Here is a 12,500-nt window from a genome sequence, read left to right as displayed (position 1 = left end):
CGAGTTCGTCCTTGCCGCTATAGCGGCTGACTTTGAAGGGGGAGGTGTTACGTGTAGTTCTTGCTGATGCGGTTGGCGATGGCTTCCAGCTTTTCGGCCATAGCCCACATGTCGTTGTTGTCGCGGCGGGATGTCACTGGAGCGCGGTGGACGTTGCGGCCAATCAGGATCCCGGCTGCCAGCAGGATCAGCCATGCCTCAAGCTTTCGTCGCAGGGCGTGCCTCATGGTTGCGCCGCCGGGTGTGTCGCGTTCCAGCGCTCGAAGGCTTCTTGCGTGGTCGCTGCTTCGATCTTCTCGTCGCAGGTGTAGCAGTGCGCAACGCCGCCCGCCGCGCCGACGTCGCGGTGACCTTGTTTGCATGGGTTCATGCGCCAGTCGCTATCCGTCGCCTGCCTTGGATTGTCGACCTCGTCGGCTGCATTTATGGCGGCGTCGATGAATTGATTGATGCTTTCAATGCCCTCCAAATCTGCGCACCGCAGCATGTTTTCCCAGTGCATCAAATCCGCATTGGCTAGCAGCCATAGGTAGCGCTCGGCATGCTTCTCTGCCGCCTGGCACGCCTGCTGTTCTGCCTGGCGCCGCTGCTCCAGGCTGTGGTTCTGCTCGTCGCGCTGGTTCAGCAGGAGCTGCAGGGCGTCACGCTCGGCGCGGAATTGATTGATCTCGTCCTGTGCTTGGTCAACGACCTTTTGCGCTTCGTGCACATCGATCCAGTTGCCCATGGCCTGGTCTTCGAACTTCTGCACCGACTTGCCCGATGGCGAAAGCAGGAAGGCGAAGCGCGGTAGCGCGTTCAGCTTGTCCCAGAACTCAAACCCTTCCCGTGTTTTTATGTTGCGCATGATGCAACCTCCCGTTAATTATCAGTGCCGGTGTAGGTGCGCCATGGCACCTACACGCCGTTTACGAGGAATCCCCAGTCACCACGCCACTTGCTGGTGATGAATAGAGTGATGACGCCGCCGGGGGATACCTGGTCGATGCGGTGGTATTCGCCGTGGTTCAGGCGGGCGGTGCCGCCCGGGCTGCGCGTGACCGTGGCCAGCTTGCAAACCTCGTCATTTGGCAACCACAAGAGTGGAAGGCCGGGTTTCAGCCAGTCGGCGGTCGATGCAAGCACGGGCCGCTCTTCGGTGTACCAGCCATGCAGGATTATGGTCCGGGCGTTCCAGGGATGGTCATGCAGATCCCGGTCAGCGTCCGGCCGCATGATGTGGTGGATGCGGAAAGACCACGGGCACCACCACGACGCTGGCCTGTGCGTCTCCCGGCTGTACGGGTTGAACAGCCACCAGCGGCCCATGTACATCTCGGTGCCGTCGGCGGACATGATGTGCTGGTACGGGGTGCGCTGGGCCCGGGCGATGAGCCAGGCGGCAACCGCCGGGCGCGCAAGCAGCTTGGCGACCAGGCGCCAGAACAGGTTGGTCACGGGGAGTCCTTGCCGGGGCATGCCCGGGCGGTGGAGTGGGGATGAGGTCAGGCGATTGCGGATAGGGCGAGAGTGTCTTCGCCGCCGCGTGCGATGCCGGCATGCAGCTCTACCTTGCTCCCGGCGAGCATGCCGGCGATTTGGGCGTTCATATCCAACTCAACGCCTTTACTTTTCCGCGACTCTTTGATGTCTTGAGCGGCCAGGTACTCGCTGATCAAGGCCTTGTCTTGCGCCTGAATTGCGACGAGGCCTTGGCCAGCGGAGGGCTGACCGAGCGAATCATCGTCGCCTTGGGGCACAAGCGCTTTCAGCTTCGACTGGACCTCCCAAACCCACGCCAGTGCAAAGTGGTCGCCGGCGGTTTCTGCCGAATACTCACTGCGCCGAACTCCAGACCTGACTGCTGAGCAGTACTCCTTCCGCGCCTGTGTGAGCTTGGTGTGCAGGGCCTCATACGCATACAGCGCGATGTTCTGGGCCGGAGAAACGCCGACGAATATCGCGCACTCGATGACCTGGCCTTTTGCTGGACTCCACTTCCTACGCCGCAGGGTCGTGCAGCTGAATGCTTCCGCTACGGCGATGCTCAGTTGTTGGTCCCAAGCCGGCCGTCGCTTGGCGCGGAAGAGCGCCGACTCGACTTCGCCGACGTTGCTCAACTTCACATCCATCTCGGTGAGGCGGTATTCGCGCATCAATGCCTGTGCCTGCCGCAGCGCCGTTGCTGCTTCGTTCTCGTTGGCGCTTTGGGCCAGTGCCAGGCAGTGCTTGATCTTGCGGATCGCGCGCTCGAGTTTCTTCTCGTCGATCTGTTGTGCGGACATAGGGGATCCTCGCCGGTTGGCGTGATTCGTAGTTAAGGGCTATGACTTGTTCATGCTCACACCGACCGGAGGCCGACATGAGACTGCAAAGCGACATAGATGCACTCGCGGCAATAGAGGAAGACGCGAGGGCGATGCTGAAATGGGGGCTATTCGGATAACTGTGTGTAAACCTCAGCCCAGTCGATGGTGTCTTCCCACTCCATTGACTGTGTAATTGATCTTTCACTGCACTCAGGACAGATGCAGTGTTTTCGATCATCACCTTCCTCGGTGTGCATGCACGATTCCGTTTCATCTTCGAAGAACAGACCGCCACAAGAAACGCAGAACCACTCGGGTGACTGGCCTGCTCTGGCGCTCCTGGAGAAGAGGACGCGAGCCCTGATGATGTCGAAGGTGTAGCCGCGACCATTGCGGTTGATGACCTTGGTCATGCCGTTCAGGGCCTCGGTGTAGCCGTTGGTGATGGGGTAGTCGAAGTAGTTGATGATCTGCTGCCGCCAGTTCTTCAGGGCTGATAGCAGGTCTTTGTAATCGGCTACTACGTCGCTTGCCTTGACCGCTGCCAGCCACAGATCAAGAGCAGGGATGGCTTCATCCTTGGGCAGGTTGTACAGGGCATAGAAGTCCTCCTTGAGCTGATACGACTGACCTATCTCAGCGTCGTTATTCACCCACATATCGAGATTGAAGGCCTGCTTGTCGTTGAGGTTGGCACCGCTCTTGTTGAGCAGTACCTTGCTGCGCTTCCACTCCTTGTTGACCTTGACGCCCTGGGCCTTACCCCGTCGAATGCGGGTCTTGTCCACGGCATAGTTGGCCATCCGCACTACGTGGAACTTGTCGATCACCACTGGAACACCGGGGGTCATCATGTTCACCACGTTGAGGTATGGTCGCCACATGTCGGTGGCCACACCTAGCAGGGTCGAGCGGTCAGAGAAGCCGTGGAGCCAGCGAGCCAGGGTGTCCTGGTCTCGATGGGGGAGAATGTCGATAGGCACGTTACGGCCAACGTCTGTCAGCACGCAGCGCATGTCACCGGCGATCTTGGTCTCGTCGATACCCAGCCAATTTGGCAGGTACGGTTTGAACTGGGTGTTCATGTAGTGGACGTAGTCGTTCGCGATATTGCGGATCGTCTTCTCGTCGCAGCCAATGTGCTCTGCCAGCCTGGTGAAGGTGTCACGCAGGCACTGGGTCTTGATGTAGTCGACGCACCGCTTAGTCATGCGCCGATCAACCTCGACGCCTTCCAGTGGCTGCAACGACGTGCCTCCGCACTCCCGGCACTTGTACCGCTGAACCTTGGCGGAAAGCTGGACGTGAGCGCCCCTTATAGGGCTATCGCGGTAGGCCACGACCTTGGGGCCGTGCCGGTACAGCTTTCCGATCAGGCCGCATTTGGTGCATGCCTGAAGAGCAACTTTGTATTCGGCGCTGATCTTGTAGGTGCCATCGCTCAAGGTTGAGCTGATCACCGTCCAGTCAGTGAGATCAAGAATGTCCGTCAAAGTGATTCCTTACTACGGCGGCCAAAGGTGGTGACTTTAGACAAAACACATGCCTGAGTCACACCTGCCAGTAAAGAGATCGTCGCCGGAAGAGAAATCAGCCTCATCTAGGGGCTGCGCGGTATCCACCAGCCAAAGGTCTTCGTCGATCAGGCGAATGTCTTTGTCGAACTGGACGGCCTTTGCGAAGTCAGCGGGGGCGTTCTCTTTCTGCCACCGGCGATCATGCTTGTTCATGTTGGGGCACATCCAGCAGGCAGAACGAGGTGGCTCAGGCCAGCCCATGCGCTTAACAAGAGCTATGCAGTCGCCGCGCGTCATGCGCCGTTCTATCAGCGGGTAGTGGTTCTGCCACTTACCCATTGGCTGGGTGACTCGGCGCATCTCATCAATCGTGAAGCCGATCCATACGTCGGCTTGGAGAACGCCTTTCTCAGATGCCCAGCGCCGCATGACGCGCTGCTTCCATTCATTGCTGCAATAGGTAGGGAGCTTACCTACCGACCCACTTTCAGTGGTGAATGCAGGAATCAGCAGGTCGTCATTGCGCATCAGATCAACCGTGGCGTAGCGGCTCTTGGCAACCCTGTGCAGCTGAACCCCTGCCGCTTGTAAGGCTGGCAACACCCAACGATCCATGTAATCCCAAGTGGTGCTCATCTCGCGCTCGGTATCGACGATGATCGAAAGGTCTGGGCTCAGCTCTCCTTGGCAAATGAGCGCGGCAATCGCACTGCTTTGGGTTCCACCACCACTACTCCAAATCTGGGTTCGCTCAGTCATTTTCGATTACCAATTACACACGATATTCCGGATTTAGATTATAGCTGATTCCTGTGAATTACACACGATTATCCGAATAGCCGAAATGGGTAGGGCTGCCTGACGGCGCTCAGAAACTGGCGATGGTCGTGTTCCTTCGCCAGGTCATTGATCTGGCGATCTACACCGAGTCGGCGGGCCTGCTTTCTGAGGTGCTGGACTTCAGCTGACAATCCGCTCGCGGACGCTTAGGTCGGCTGCTTCTTCGGGTAGGTCTTGGTCAACGCGCCGTTGACGACATGTCCGCGCTTGAGTACAACGCGAGCCAGCGCGGCCCGGTCTTTCTCGCTGTGGCTGGCCTGACTGAGCAGGCCGAAGTAGCTGTTTGCGGTTTCGCGCAGATCCTCGGCGGGCGCCGCGGCTGTTCGCTTCAGCGCCTGGGCCAATGATCGCTTCCGGGTCGTGCGCCGCCAGGGCTTGATGACGTGCCCGACGAAGTCGACGCCGCGATCCGCTGGCTGAAGAATTGTCTTCTTCGGGTTCAGCTTGGCGCCCAGGCTTGGCAAGAAGGCTTCCACCTCTGCCAACCAGGCATTGAGCTGTTGCGGCGACTCGTGCAGGAACACGAAGTCATCGACGTACCGGATGTAGTGCTTGGCGCCGAGCCGGTGCTTGGCGAACTGATCCAGGGCGTTCAAGTACACATTCGCGAAGAACTGCGAGGACAGGTTGCCAATGGGCAGCCCCAGGCGCGCCGGCTGCGCGGTCAGGCGCTTATGCTGCGGCACCCGGTTGAACAGATGAGCCGGGCTGCGCACCTCGTAGTCCTCGCGAGGGTCGTGCATCAGGATCTGCTCAGCCAGGGCCAGCCACCAGGGTTCGGTGATCTTCGCGGCCAGCTGTTGGCGCAGGACCTCTTTATCAATGGCAACGAAAAAGTTCGCTAGGTCGCACTTGAGGTAGAAGATCGGCTTCGACCAGTTCTCGCTGGCGCTGCGGATCTTCGATTCAAGGCGTTGGGCGGCGTATAACGTCCCGCGCCCCGGGATGCACGCGCAACTGTCCGCTATGAAGCTGGCGTAGAAGCGCGGTGCCACATGGTTGTACAGCAGGTGGTGGACGACGCGGTCCCGAAACGCTGCCGCCCAGACTTCCCGGGCTTTCGGTCGGGTGACCACGAAGCAGATGGAGCGGCCTGGCCGGTAAGTGCCGGCGGTCAGGTCGTCGTAAAGCTCCAGCAAGTTGATCTCCATGTCCTTTTCGTACAGCCGTGCACTCGCGGTGTTCCGCTTGTTCCGACGGCAGTCGTAATAGGCCTGGACGAGATCCTCGAACTGGAATGGAGCAACACTTAAATCTGCGGACAGGGCGCACCAGGCGCTCGTTGTTCTTGTCGTTGTTGTTGAGCCAGCCATCTTCAAAGTCCATGTTGTAGGCGTTGTTGGCGGAGAACTGCGACCTATCGAGCTATCTACGTCGCCTTGCCGAAGGCAGAGCCGATCAGCGAGGAAACTGTGCGGGACCTACGCGGACGCTTTAGACCGGCGGTATCCGTTGTGCACATGGCGGCGACCTAAGGGTCAGCGGCTCGACCAGATTTTGCGCACAGACGAGAGGGCCTTGACCCTCACGCAGCGGGCGCGGTTGCTGACTTCTTCCAGGCATTTGCCTGCCGGCCGACAGAGGCCGTCATCTTCATCGCCCTGGCATGCTGTCCCTTGCTGATCAGCCCTCTGTTCGTCAAGGCTCTCAGCAGGTAATTCAGCATCCAGATGCTTTCCAGCAGGAGGTTGAGGTGGGGGAGTTTTTCACGGGCCATGTTGGCGCGCCCGATCAGCACCAGAACCTGCAGGCACTCGTCCCTGACTTTGGCTCCTACCACCTGCTTCAGGTCTCGCGGAATATTCCGCACCAGGTCAAGTGATAGGCCGAGCAGTTCCTCTGCCACCTTGTGGATTTCCAGTTCCGTATGCAGGGCCATCCTGGCCTCCTTGAAAAGCGAGGGCGCTATCGCGCCCAGAAATGAAGAATTGAATGATTAAAGGAATTTCCTGCGGACAGGGCGCACCAGGCGCTCGAAGGTCTTGACGCCGTTGCTGAGCCAGCCATCTTCAAAGTCCATGTCGTAGGCGCTGTCGGCGGAGAACTGCGAACTGGTCCAATGCCAGGGATTCGAGAAAACCCCCGCGACTGTAGTTTCTAGGAATGTCGCCTCTCGGCGGGACATCAGGTAGAAGTCCTTGTGCCCATCACGTTCGAAGTTGGCGCAGAATTGGGCGGCAGGGTGGTCATGCTCTCGGTTGCTGCTTACCAGGTAAGCGGTGTTCGCCTGGCCATCCCATGGGGATTTAGCACCGTCGAGATCCTGGCCGTAGCCACCCCACTCAAGATCGGCCTCGGCATCTTCGCCAGTCGGCACGATCAGGTAGTAGGGGCGGTCACCACCCTGGAACAGGCCGCTGTTCACGCCGCCTTCGCCAGGCCAATATTCGCCAATGGCCGGTACACTAGCCGCACTGCTGACTTGCTTGGCGGAACTGCCGAGCCCCGCGAGCACCTGCAGCGCAAGCTCCTGGCTCGGTGTCGAGAGCGTTGTTGTTCCGTCACTTACGGTTATCAGTTGCATGGAATGCTCCAGGAATCGAAATAGGTGCAGGCTGCCGGCGCTTCCCGGCGCGCTTCTGGTCTGAGCGACATCTAGTCGCCCCCGCGAATCGCCTGCATAAAAAGGAATGAAGGAGTGAATTACTGAATAGGAAGGCTGCGGACAGGGCGCACCAGGCGCTCGTCGTCCTTGACGAAGTCGCCGAGCCAGCCAGCTTCAAAGTCCATGAAGTAGGCGCTGTAGGCGGAGAACTGCGTGCTCAGGTGGTGCCAGCGATCCTCGCGCAGGGTCACCACGCCGTCGGCCTTAGCCGCCATCAACAGAGCGCCTTCGAGGTAGGACGGGATGTGCGCATCCAGCTCCAGAGCCTTGACGGCGATATCGCTACCGGCTTCGGCCATGGCGCGGGTATTGGCGGCGCCGTCACTGAGGCTTTTGGCGCCGGAAATGTCTTCGCCGTACTTGCCCCAGGTGCCGATCAGTTCGTTGTCGAGCAGCACCAAGGCGCGCTCTTCGCCGTTCAGCCAGTAGCGAGTGACGAAGGCGCCGCCGGCGAGAGGTTGGCCGCGCTCTGGCAGGTCGGCGGCGGCTACGGATTGCTGTGCATGTTGAGTCATGGTTTTCTCCGGGTATGCGCCGCCCTCCGTAACCGGATGCGCAGCGTGGGTAGGGGTTATGTTGGAATTTCGATTTCGTCTTCAGGTTCTGGCGGATCGTCGGCGAGCGACTTGCGGCCGGCCTCCCGAATAAGTCGCGACACCTTTTCAGTAATAACGAAAGGTGTCGTTTTGATTTTCAGCATCTTGGCCTGGGTTTCGTAGTCAGCCGCGATCAGGCTCATAAGCAGCCGCTGGTGAACGTCCTGCTGGTTGTTGATGCCGTGGGCTGCCATGACGCGCTTGAGGTCGGGCTTGAAAACGCCGGCGACCTCAACCGTGAACTTCTCGATGCCCAGGGCGGCAGCCTTCGCCGCTGCCTTTTCGCGCTTTCGGCGCTGCTTGAGCGCTTCCGCCGTCGGCTCCAGTGTTTCGGGCATGGCCTACTCCTTCAATTCCACTGGCCGGCATGTCCAGCCAGGTCTGTCGCTTGCGTTGTTGGGTGCGGAAACGTCTCACGCTGCTACCTTCACCTGATGCCAGGCGCCGGCAGCGGCAAACACTTTCGCGGCCTGCGCCTCGTCCAGCGATACCGAGCTTGGAATGGCAATCCAACCGTGCGCTACCAGGTGCTGCGGGTTGCAGCTGTCGCGCACCTGTGTGTAGTACTGCTCGATCGCCTCGGTGAGCTGTCTGGCGAGATACATCCCGTTTGGCGCGATCTCCAGTGACTTCAGATACTCGCTGCCGTCCTGCCTGACGCACATGCCGCTGATGTAGATCGTCCAGTTGTGGGCCACGTCGAAAATCGCATCGCACACCTGACGACTGCGGATGACTCGGCAAGTTTTCCAGTTGAACATCCACTGCCGACCGACCGGGTCGATGTTGACCACGCACACATGGTTGGTGCTGAGGATGGCGCGGCAGGAGCGTTCAATTCTGGCCTTGATGTTGTGGGGCTTTCGCTTGCTCTTGAAGTCACCTGTACATCCCCGCGGATGGGATAGTCGATTTCAAACTTCAGCAGAAGGCGGCTGAATGTTTTGTGGGTGATGCCAATCCGGCTCATAGCCTGATATCGCGAAAGGCCTATCTCCTTGAAGGCCATGATTCGCTCGGCATTCTTCTTGTCATCCGCCTCTGAGGCACGCTGCGGCCTGCGGTTGTTGATCGCCGGCTGAAACTTGAAGCCGCCCTCGACAGCAAGTCGCTGAAGTGTCCGTCGGGCCAGGCCGGTCTGTAGCTCAGCCTGGATATAGGTCGCTGTCTCGGACAGCTTGCGAGCCCTCTCCATCAGTTCGGACTTTTCCAGTTCCCGCTTGGCGGCACGCTCTTCGCGCTCCAGATCGCGCTGCGCCATCTTGTCGAGCCAGTTTTGTTTGGGTGGCTCCCTCTTCGGTTTGGCAGCCTTCATGCTTGGCGGTGGCTCATGCCTTGGCGGTGGCGGCTCGAAGGTCGGCCCCTCCAGCACTTGAATAGTCCCTCCTTTGCTCAAGAAGGCTTCCTGGAGCAACGCCAGCTTGTGGCGCTGCGGGTTGAGCATCTGGATCATGCTGAGCTCGGTGCTGATCATGGAGACCTCACTTGATGCGGATCGAGCTGTCGCCGCGCTCAAGGTGCGCCCAGGCCGGCTCTTCGATCAGTTCATGTTCTGCGTCTTCGCCGGCGGCCAAGCGCTTGCGAACCGCTTCGTTGTGCTCGCGGATTTCCTTGAGCTTGGCGGCGATGGCGACCTTGTCCGGCGCGATGCTGGTGCTCACCGCCGTCAGCTCGTCCGGCACCGCGTCCTCGTTGTCCACGATGACCTTCTCTTTGCCCTGGGCCAGGGTGATGGTGAACAGAGGCCGCCTGATCGTCTTGAGGTTGGCCGCCTCCATGTTTCGGCGAAGGTAGTCGTTGAGCTCCGCCACGCTGTTCGACTTGATGCGCTTGAGTTCTTCCAGGCGCTCGATCTCGTTTTTAATCGCAGTGACGTCGCTTTCGATATTCCGGCGCAACATGACGATGTTGTCGGCCTTCACTTCGAACTCGCCTTGGATCTCATCCATGGCGTATTGCAGGGCCTCTTTAAGGCCCTCGTCGTCGGTGTCAGCCATGCCTTGAAGCTCGGCCAGCTTGCCGGTGAGTGCATAGAGCTGGGTCATGCTGCATCCTCCTTGCTTGGTTCAAGAGCCGCTTTGCGCTCTTCAAAGGCGCGGGTGATGCGGGCGATAAACGTCGGCTCGTTGCGGCGGGTCGCCTCGCGGATGTATTTGACGTTGAGCATCTTCAGTTCGTGGCTGGTCACGGCCTTGCCGATCGTCTCGACGGCTGAGTTGAGCCAATCAAGGCGCTCCTGCTTCTGGCGCAGGATCTCGGCGTCTTTATCCACGGCCTGTTCAATGGCTTGTTCTTCCTTGAGCTGATCGACGTAGGTCTGATCGTCGAACAAGCCAAGGAAGACGTCCGCGCTGAAGCCAAGCATCGACAAGGCCTTCTTGATGGCGTCAGTGAGGGACTTCTTCGGCGCCTCGCCATCAGTAGTCATGCCGTAGCTGGTCTTGTATTGGTAACGGGTGCAGCCGTATTGCTCGATCTCGCCGCGCTGGCCGTCCTGGGTGAACCAGAGGGCGATCTTCAACGTGTGGCCGATCTCGCGACCAATGCAGGAACGCTTGTCGCCCTCGCCGATGTAGATTTCGTGGCCTTCATCGAAGCGCTCCTCGATGATCTTCCAGCCCCAGCCGATGCCGACCGGGCCGAACAGCTCGGTCGCCTTCATCACCATCGCGGTGCCGCTCAGGCTGGTGATGTCCTGGCCGTTGACCTTGGCTTTTTTGGTGAACCGGGTGTCGGTCTTCTCGACCTGCGCCCAAATCTGCATGTTTTTATCGGACATGACTGTTCTCCGCGCCACCGGAGAGGGGCGCTGTGTGGAAGGTTGGCGTTATTGAGTGATGCGGTCAGCCAATGCGCTCATCAGCATCAGGAAGGTCCAGAAGGTGATGGCCGAGAACGACCCGCGCCAGATCAGGATGCGCCTGGCGCGCTGATGGCCGGTCACCGGAACACCTGCGAAAGCTGAGGAACACTGCAGTTCGAATGCCTTTCCTTCACTACGGTGTAGGCGAGCAGGGCCGAAAGGATGGCGGCGGAGAGGATCCAGGTGAGTGCTTTCATGGCGCCACCTGCTGCCAGCCGGCGTCAATGGCCTTTCGGAACGTTTCACGCATTGCTTCAGGTACGTGATCCCAGCTCTCTTCCGACACGGCGAAGTAGACCGACAGATACATTTCCTTGGCTTTGGCTTCGCGCTCTTCCGCAGCGATCTGCTCTGGCGTGCGGATGTGGCGGAACTCAATCTTGTCTAGCCGAAGGCTCTGCTCGGTGCCGTCTGCATTTTGAAAAAATGCTCGCTTTTCGCCGTAGCAAAGAACTTTCACTTTGCTCCATGTGTCCCCCCATGCTATCCGGCGAACCTCGCACACTGCCCCAATATGGGGAAGGCCTTCGCCGGTCCATTGTTCCTTGATCAGGGCAGATTCGTCTTCTGGAGGGTGGCAGAATGTCCAGCCAATCAACACTTCCTCATGGGTACGCCCAAACGGCGACCATGACAGCCACGTGCAATGCCCGCCCTGTTTAAGCCATGTTTTCCTGATCGGACAGTAATGAGTGGCGCCTTTCGGCGCCTTGCTCCAATCTATATTCATGCCCTCACCTCGTAAGCGACAGTCCATTCACCACACATGCAGGCCCGGCCGCACCAGGCATGCACATTCGGGATTCCGGCGTCATGCGCCAGCGATAGGGCACCCAGCCACTTGGTGTGGGTGAAGGCCAGGATCATGCGGTCGGCGGGCAGCTCTTCGATTTGCTCGTCGATCAGGGATTTAACCGGTGCAGTGCTCATGACGACTCCTTGCGCCGGTCAACGATCTTGTTGAGGCGCCCGCAGTAGTGGTTGAATTCTTCGATGGTGATTCGATTGTCGAGCATCATTTCGGACAGCGTTTTCTGGATCATCACCGACCAGCTGACCGGTGTTTCCGGATCCTCGAGGGTGTCCAGCTCCTGGCCGATCAGGACGTGCGGACTCATGGTCACAATGCGTCGTCCTCTGCCTGGGCGATCAGTGCGTCATCAGCCAGCGCGCGCAGAAGTCTGCGGGCGATGATGCGCACCTGCTCCCTCGGGTCAGGCCCGGCCATCAGGTCTATTGCGCCGTCACGGGCCAGCGACTTGTCGCCGAACAGGCCACCGATGATCATTTCGCCAATGGCGCACGGGCTCTTGCAGGCGCTGGCTATAGCGTATTGCTCAACCTCAGCCGCGAAGTACTTGAAGGTGATGCCCTGGGCCGCATAGAGCCGGCGCTTGAATCTCACGTCGCTGCGACGATCGACAAGCTGCTCGACGGCGTTCTCGATCCATTCAGCCCGGGCCAGTTCCAGCGCCTCACCGTCATCCGGAGGCAGTCGGTTATCGTGGCGCCACTGGGCGTCCTGCATTGCCTGTAATGCGTTCATGGTTGCCTCCAGGGTGGCGGGTCAGTCAGTGGGCGGGGTGATAAAGGGCTGCCAATGGGTTACGCGATGCTCGAAACGAGAGCCGTCCGGGTAGCGCCAGTCGATGCCGTTCCAGTAGAGGAAGCGCGAGCCATTGGCGAACCGCTGTGCTGCTCTGGCGGGCGTATAGGCGATGACGTGGTGCTTGCCGCCGCCTTTCGGCAGGTCAGGCAGTCGATCACTGCACTTGATCCAATCGCTCATGG

19 protein-coding genes are annotated in these 12,500 nt (G+C 59.5%); all 19 read right to left on the bottom strand.

The features are described 5' to 3' along the window. Positions 1-47: 47 nt before the first annotated feature. A complete protein-coding gene (locus tag B0E42_RS13280) occupies positions 48-227 on the bottom strand; it encodes a hypothetical protein (RefSeq protein ID WP_077506609.1) in 180 nt (59 codons plus the stop codon). Further along, entirely contained in the window at positions 224-847 is a 624-nt protein-coding gene (locus B0E42_RS13275; protein ID WP_077506608.1) for a hypothetical protein, read from the bottom strand. The genes B0E42_RS13280 and B0E42_RS13275 overlap by 4 nt, the downstream gene beginning before the upstream one ends. 50 nt (positions 848-897) lie before the next feature. After that, positions 898-1,437, bottom strand: a complete 540-nt coding sequence (locus tag B0E42_RS13270; protein WP_077506607.1) for a hypothetical protein — start codon at positions 1,435-1,437, stop codon at positions 898-900. A 47-nt stretch (positions 1,438-1,484) separates the two neighbouring features. Continuing rightward, positions 1,485-2,264 (bottom strand): DUF2786 domain-containing protein, encoded by a 780-nt coding sequence (locus B0E42_RS13265; protein WP_077506606.1) that lies wholly within the window; start codon positions 2,262-2,264, stop codon positions 1,485-1,487. 149 nt (positions 2,265-2,413) lie between these two features. Continuing rightward, positions 2,414-3,781, bottom strand: coding sequence for an ISL3 family transposase (locus B0E42_RS13260; protein ID WP_077506605.1), 1,368 nt, complete (start codon positions 3,779-3,781; stop codon positions 2,414-2,416). 36 nt (positions 3,782-3,817) lie between these two features. Then, positions 3,818-4,564 carry a hypothetical protein gene (locus tag B0E42_RS13255; protein ID WP_077506604.1) on the bottom strand — a complete coding sequence of 249 codons (747 nt, stop codon included), beginning with the start codon at positions 4,562-4,564 and terminating at the stop codon, positions 3,818-3,820. Between the two features lie 227 nt (positions 4,565-4,791). Beyond that, the gene (locus B0E42_RS13250) at positions 4,792-5,796 is read right to left on the bottom strand and encodes an RNA-directed DNA polymerase (protein ID WP_077506603.1); all 1,005 of its coding nucleotides are present in this window, start codon (positions 5,794-5,796) and stop codon (positions 4,792-4,794) included. 374 nt (positions 5,797-6,170) lie between these two features. Further along, on the bottom strand, positions 6,171-6,524 hold the full coding sequence (locus B0E42_RS13245) for a four helix bundle protein (protein WP_077506602.1): 354 nt from the start codon (positions 6,522-6,524) through the stop codon (positions 6,171-6,173). A 57-nt stretch (positions 6,525-6,581) separates the two neighbouring features. Continuing rightward, positions 6,582-7,169, bottom strand: coding sequence for a DUF1566 domain-containing protein (locus B0E42_RS13240; protein WP_077506601.1), 588 nt, complete (start codon positions 7,167-7,169; stop codon positions 6,582-6,584). A gap of 119 nt (positions 7,170-7,288) precedes the next feature. Next, complete coding sequence (locus B0E42_RS13235) at positions 7,289-7,765, bottom strand: hypothetical protein (RefSeq protein WP_077506600.1); 477 nt, start codon at positions 7,763-7,765, stop codon at positions 7,289-7,291. A gap of 56 nt (positions 7,766-7,821) precedes the next feature. Next, complete coding sequence (locus B0E42_RS13230; RefSeq protein ID WP_077506599.1) at positions 7,822-8,184, bottom strand: hypothetical protein; 363 nt, start codon at positions 8,182-8,184, stop codon at positions 7,822-7,824. 75 nt (positions 8,185-8,259) lie between these two features. Continuing rightward, positions 8,260-8,697, bottom strand: coding sequence for a hypothetical protein (locus B0E42_RS13225; protein ID WP_077506598.1), 438 nt, complete (start codon positions 8,695-8,697; stop codon positions 8,260-8,262). A gap of 630 nt (positions 8,698-9,327) precedes the next feature. Further along, positions 9,328-9,891 carry a siphovirus Gp157 family protein gene (locus B0E42_RS13215; protein WP_077506597.1) on the bottom strand — a complete coding sequence of 188 codons (564 nt, stop codon included), beginning with the start codon at positions 9,889-9,891 and terminating at the stop codon, positions 9,328-9,330. Beyond that, on the bottom strand, positions 9,888-10,625 hold the full coding sequence (locus tag B0E42_RS13210) for a hypothetical protein (protein ID WP_077506596.1): 738 nt from the start codon (positions 10,623-10,625) through the stop codon (positions 9,888-9,890). Before B0E42_RS13210 ends, B0E42_RS13215 begins: the two co-directional genes overlap by 4 nt. A 277-nt stretch (positions 10,626-10,902) precedes the next feature. Further along, positions 10,903-11,439, bottom strand: a complete 537-nt coding sequence (locus tag B0E42_RS13205) for a hypothetical protein (protein ID WP_139353148.1) — start codon at positions 11,437-11,439, stop codon at positions 10,903-10,905. Beyond that, entirely contained in the window at positions 11,436-11,639 is a 204-nt protein-coding gene (locus B0E42_RS13200; RefSeq protein ID WP_077506594.1) for a hypothetical protein, read from the bottom strand. The genes B0E42_RS13205 and B0E42_RS13200 overlap by 4 nt, the downstream gene beginning before the upstream one ends. Then, entirely contained in the window at positions 11,636-11,827 is a 192-nt protein-coding gene (locus B0E42_RS13195) for a hypothetical protein (protein WP_077506593.1), read from the bottom strand. Before B0E42_RS13195 ends, B0E42_RS13200 begins: the two co-directional genes overlap by 4 nt. 2 nt (positions 11,828-11,829) lie before the next feature. Then, complete coding sequence (locus B0E42_RS13190) at positions 11,830-12,255, bottom strand: hypothetical protein (protein WP_077506592.1); 426 nt, start codon at positions 12,253-12,255, stop codon at positions 11,830-11,832. Between the two features lie 21 nt (positions 12,256-12,276). Beyond that, entirely contained in the window at positions 12,277-12,498 is a 222-nt protein-coding gene (locus B0E42_RS13185) for a DUF551 domain-containing protein (protein WP_077506591.1), read from the bottom strand. Positions 12,499-12,500 lie beyond the last annotated feature (2 nt).

It is taken from the genome of Pseudomonas sp. A25(2017) (assembly GCF_002001065.1).
Taxonomy (GTDB): Bacteria; Pseudomonadota; Gammaproteobacteria; order Pseudomonadales; family Pseudomonadaceae; genus Aquipseudomonas; species Aquipseudomonas kilonensis.
Note: the sequence above shows the minus strand (reverse complement) of the source record. Positions and strands in the feature narration are given on the sequence as shown.

Bases quoted from the DNA above. Each gene is read 5' to 3' on its own strand.
- B0E42_RS13265 (WP_077506606.1), bottom strand. From the start codon at position 2,264: ATGTCCGCACAACAGATCGACGAGAAGAAACTCGAGCGCGCGATCCGC.
- B0E42_RS13185 (WP_077506591.1), bottom strand. From the start codon at position 12,498: ATGAGCGATTGGATCAAGTGCAGTGATCGACTGCCTGACCTGCCGAAA.
- B0E42_RS13190 (WP_077506592.1), bottom strand. From the start codon at position 12,255: ATGAACGCATTACAGGCAATGCAGGACGCCCAGTGGCGCCACGATAAC.
- B0E42_RS13255 (WP_077506604.1), bottom strand. From the start codon at position 4,564: ATGACTGAGCGAACCCAGATTTGGAGTAGTGGTGGTGGAACCCAAAGC.
- B0E42_RS13200 (WP_077506594.1), bottom strand. From the start codon at position 11,639: ATGAGCACTGCACCGGTTAAATCCCTGATCGACGAGCAAATCGAAGAG.
- B0E42_RS13245 (WP_077506602.1), bottom strand. From the start codon at position 6,524: ATGGCCCTGCATACGGAACTGGAAATCCACAAGGTGGCAGAGGAACTG.
- B0E42_RS13275 (WP_077506608.1), bottom strand. From the start codon at position 847: ATGCGCAACATAAAAACACGGGAAGGGTTTGAGTTCTGGGACAAGCTG.
- B0E42_RS13240 (WP_077506601.1), bottom strand. From the start codon at position 7,169: ATGCAACTGATAACCGTAAGTGACGGAACAACAACGCTCTCGACACCG.
- B0E42_RS13230 (WP_077506599.1), bottom strand. From the start codon at position 8,184: ATGCCCGAAACACTGGAGCCGACGGCGGAAGCGCTCAAGCAGCGCCGA.
- B0E42_RS13235 (WP_077506600.1), bottom strand. From the start codon at position 7,765: ATGACTCAACATGCACAGCAATCCGTAGCCGCCGCCGACCTGCCAGAG.
- B0E42_RS13215 (WP_077506597.1), bottom strand. From the start codon at position 9,891: ATGACCCAGCTCTATGCACTCACCGGCAAGCTGGCCGAGCTTCAAGGC.
- B0E42_RS13205 (WP_139353148.1), bottom strand. From the start codon at position 11,439: ATGAATATAGATTGGAGCAAGGCGCCGAAAGGCGCCACTCATTACTGT.
- B0E42_RS13210 (WP_077506596.1), bottom strand. From the start codon at position 10,625: ATGTCCGATAAAAACATGCAGATTTGGGCGCAGGTCGAGAAGACCGAC.
- B0E42_RS13280 (WP_077506609.1), bottom strand. From the start codon at position 227: ATGAGGCACGCCCTGCGACGAAAGCTTGAGGCATGGCTGATCCTGCTG.
- B0E42_RS13195 (WP_077506593.1), bottom strand. From the start codon at position 11,827: ATGAGTCCGCACGTCCTGATCGGCCAGGAGCTGGACACCCTCGAGGAT.
- B0E42_RS13250 (WP_077506603.1), bottom strand. From the start codon at position 5,796: ATGGAGATCAACTTGCTGGAGCTTTACGACGACCTGACCGCCGGCACT.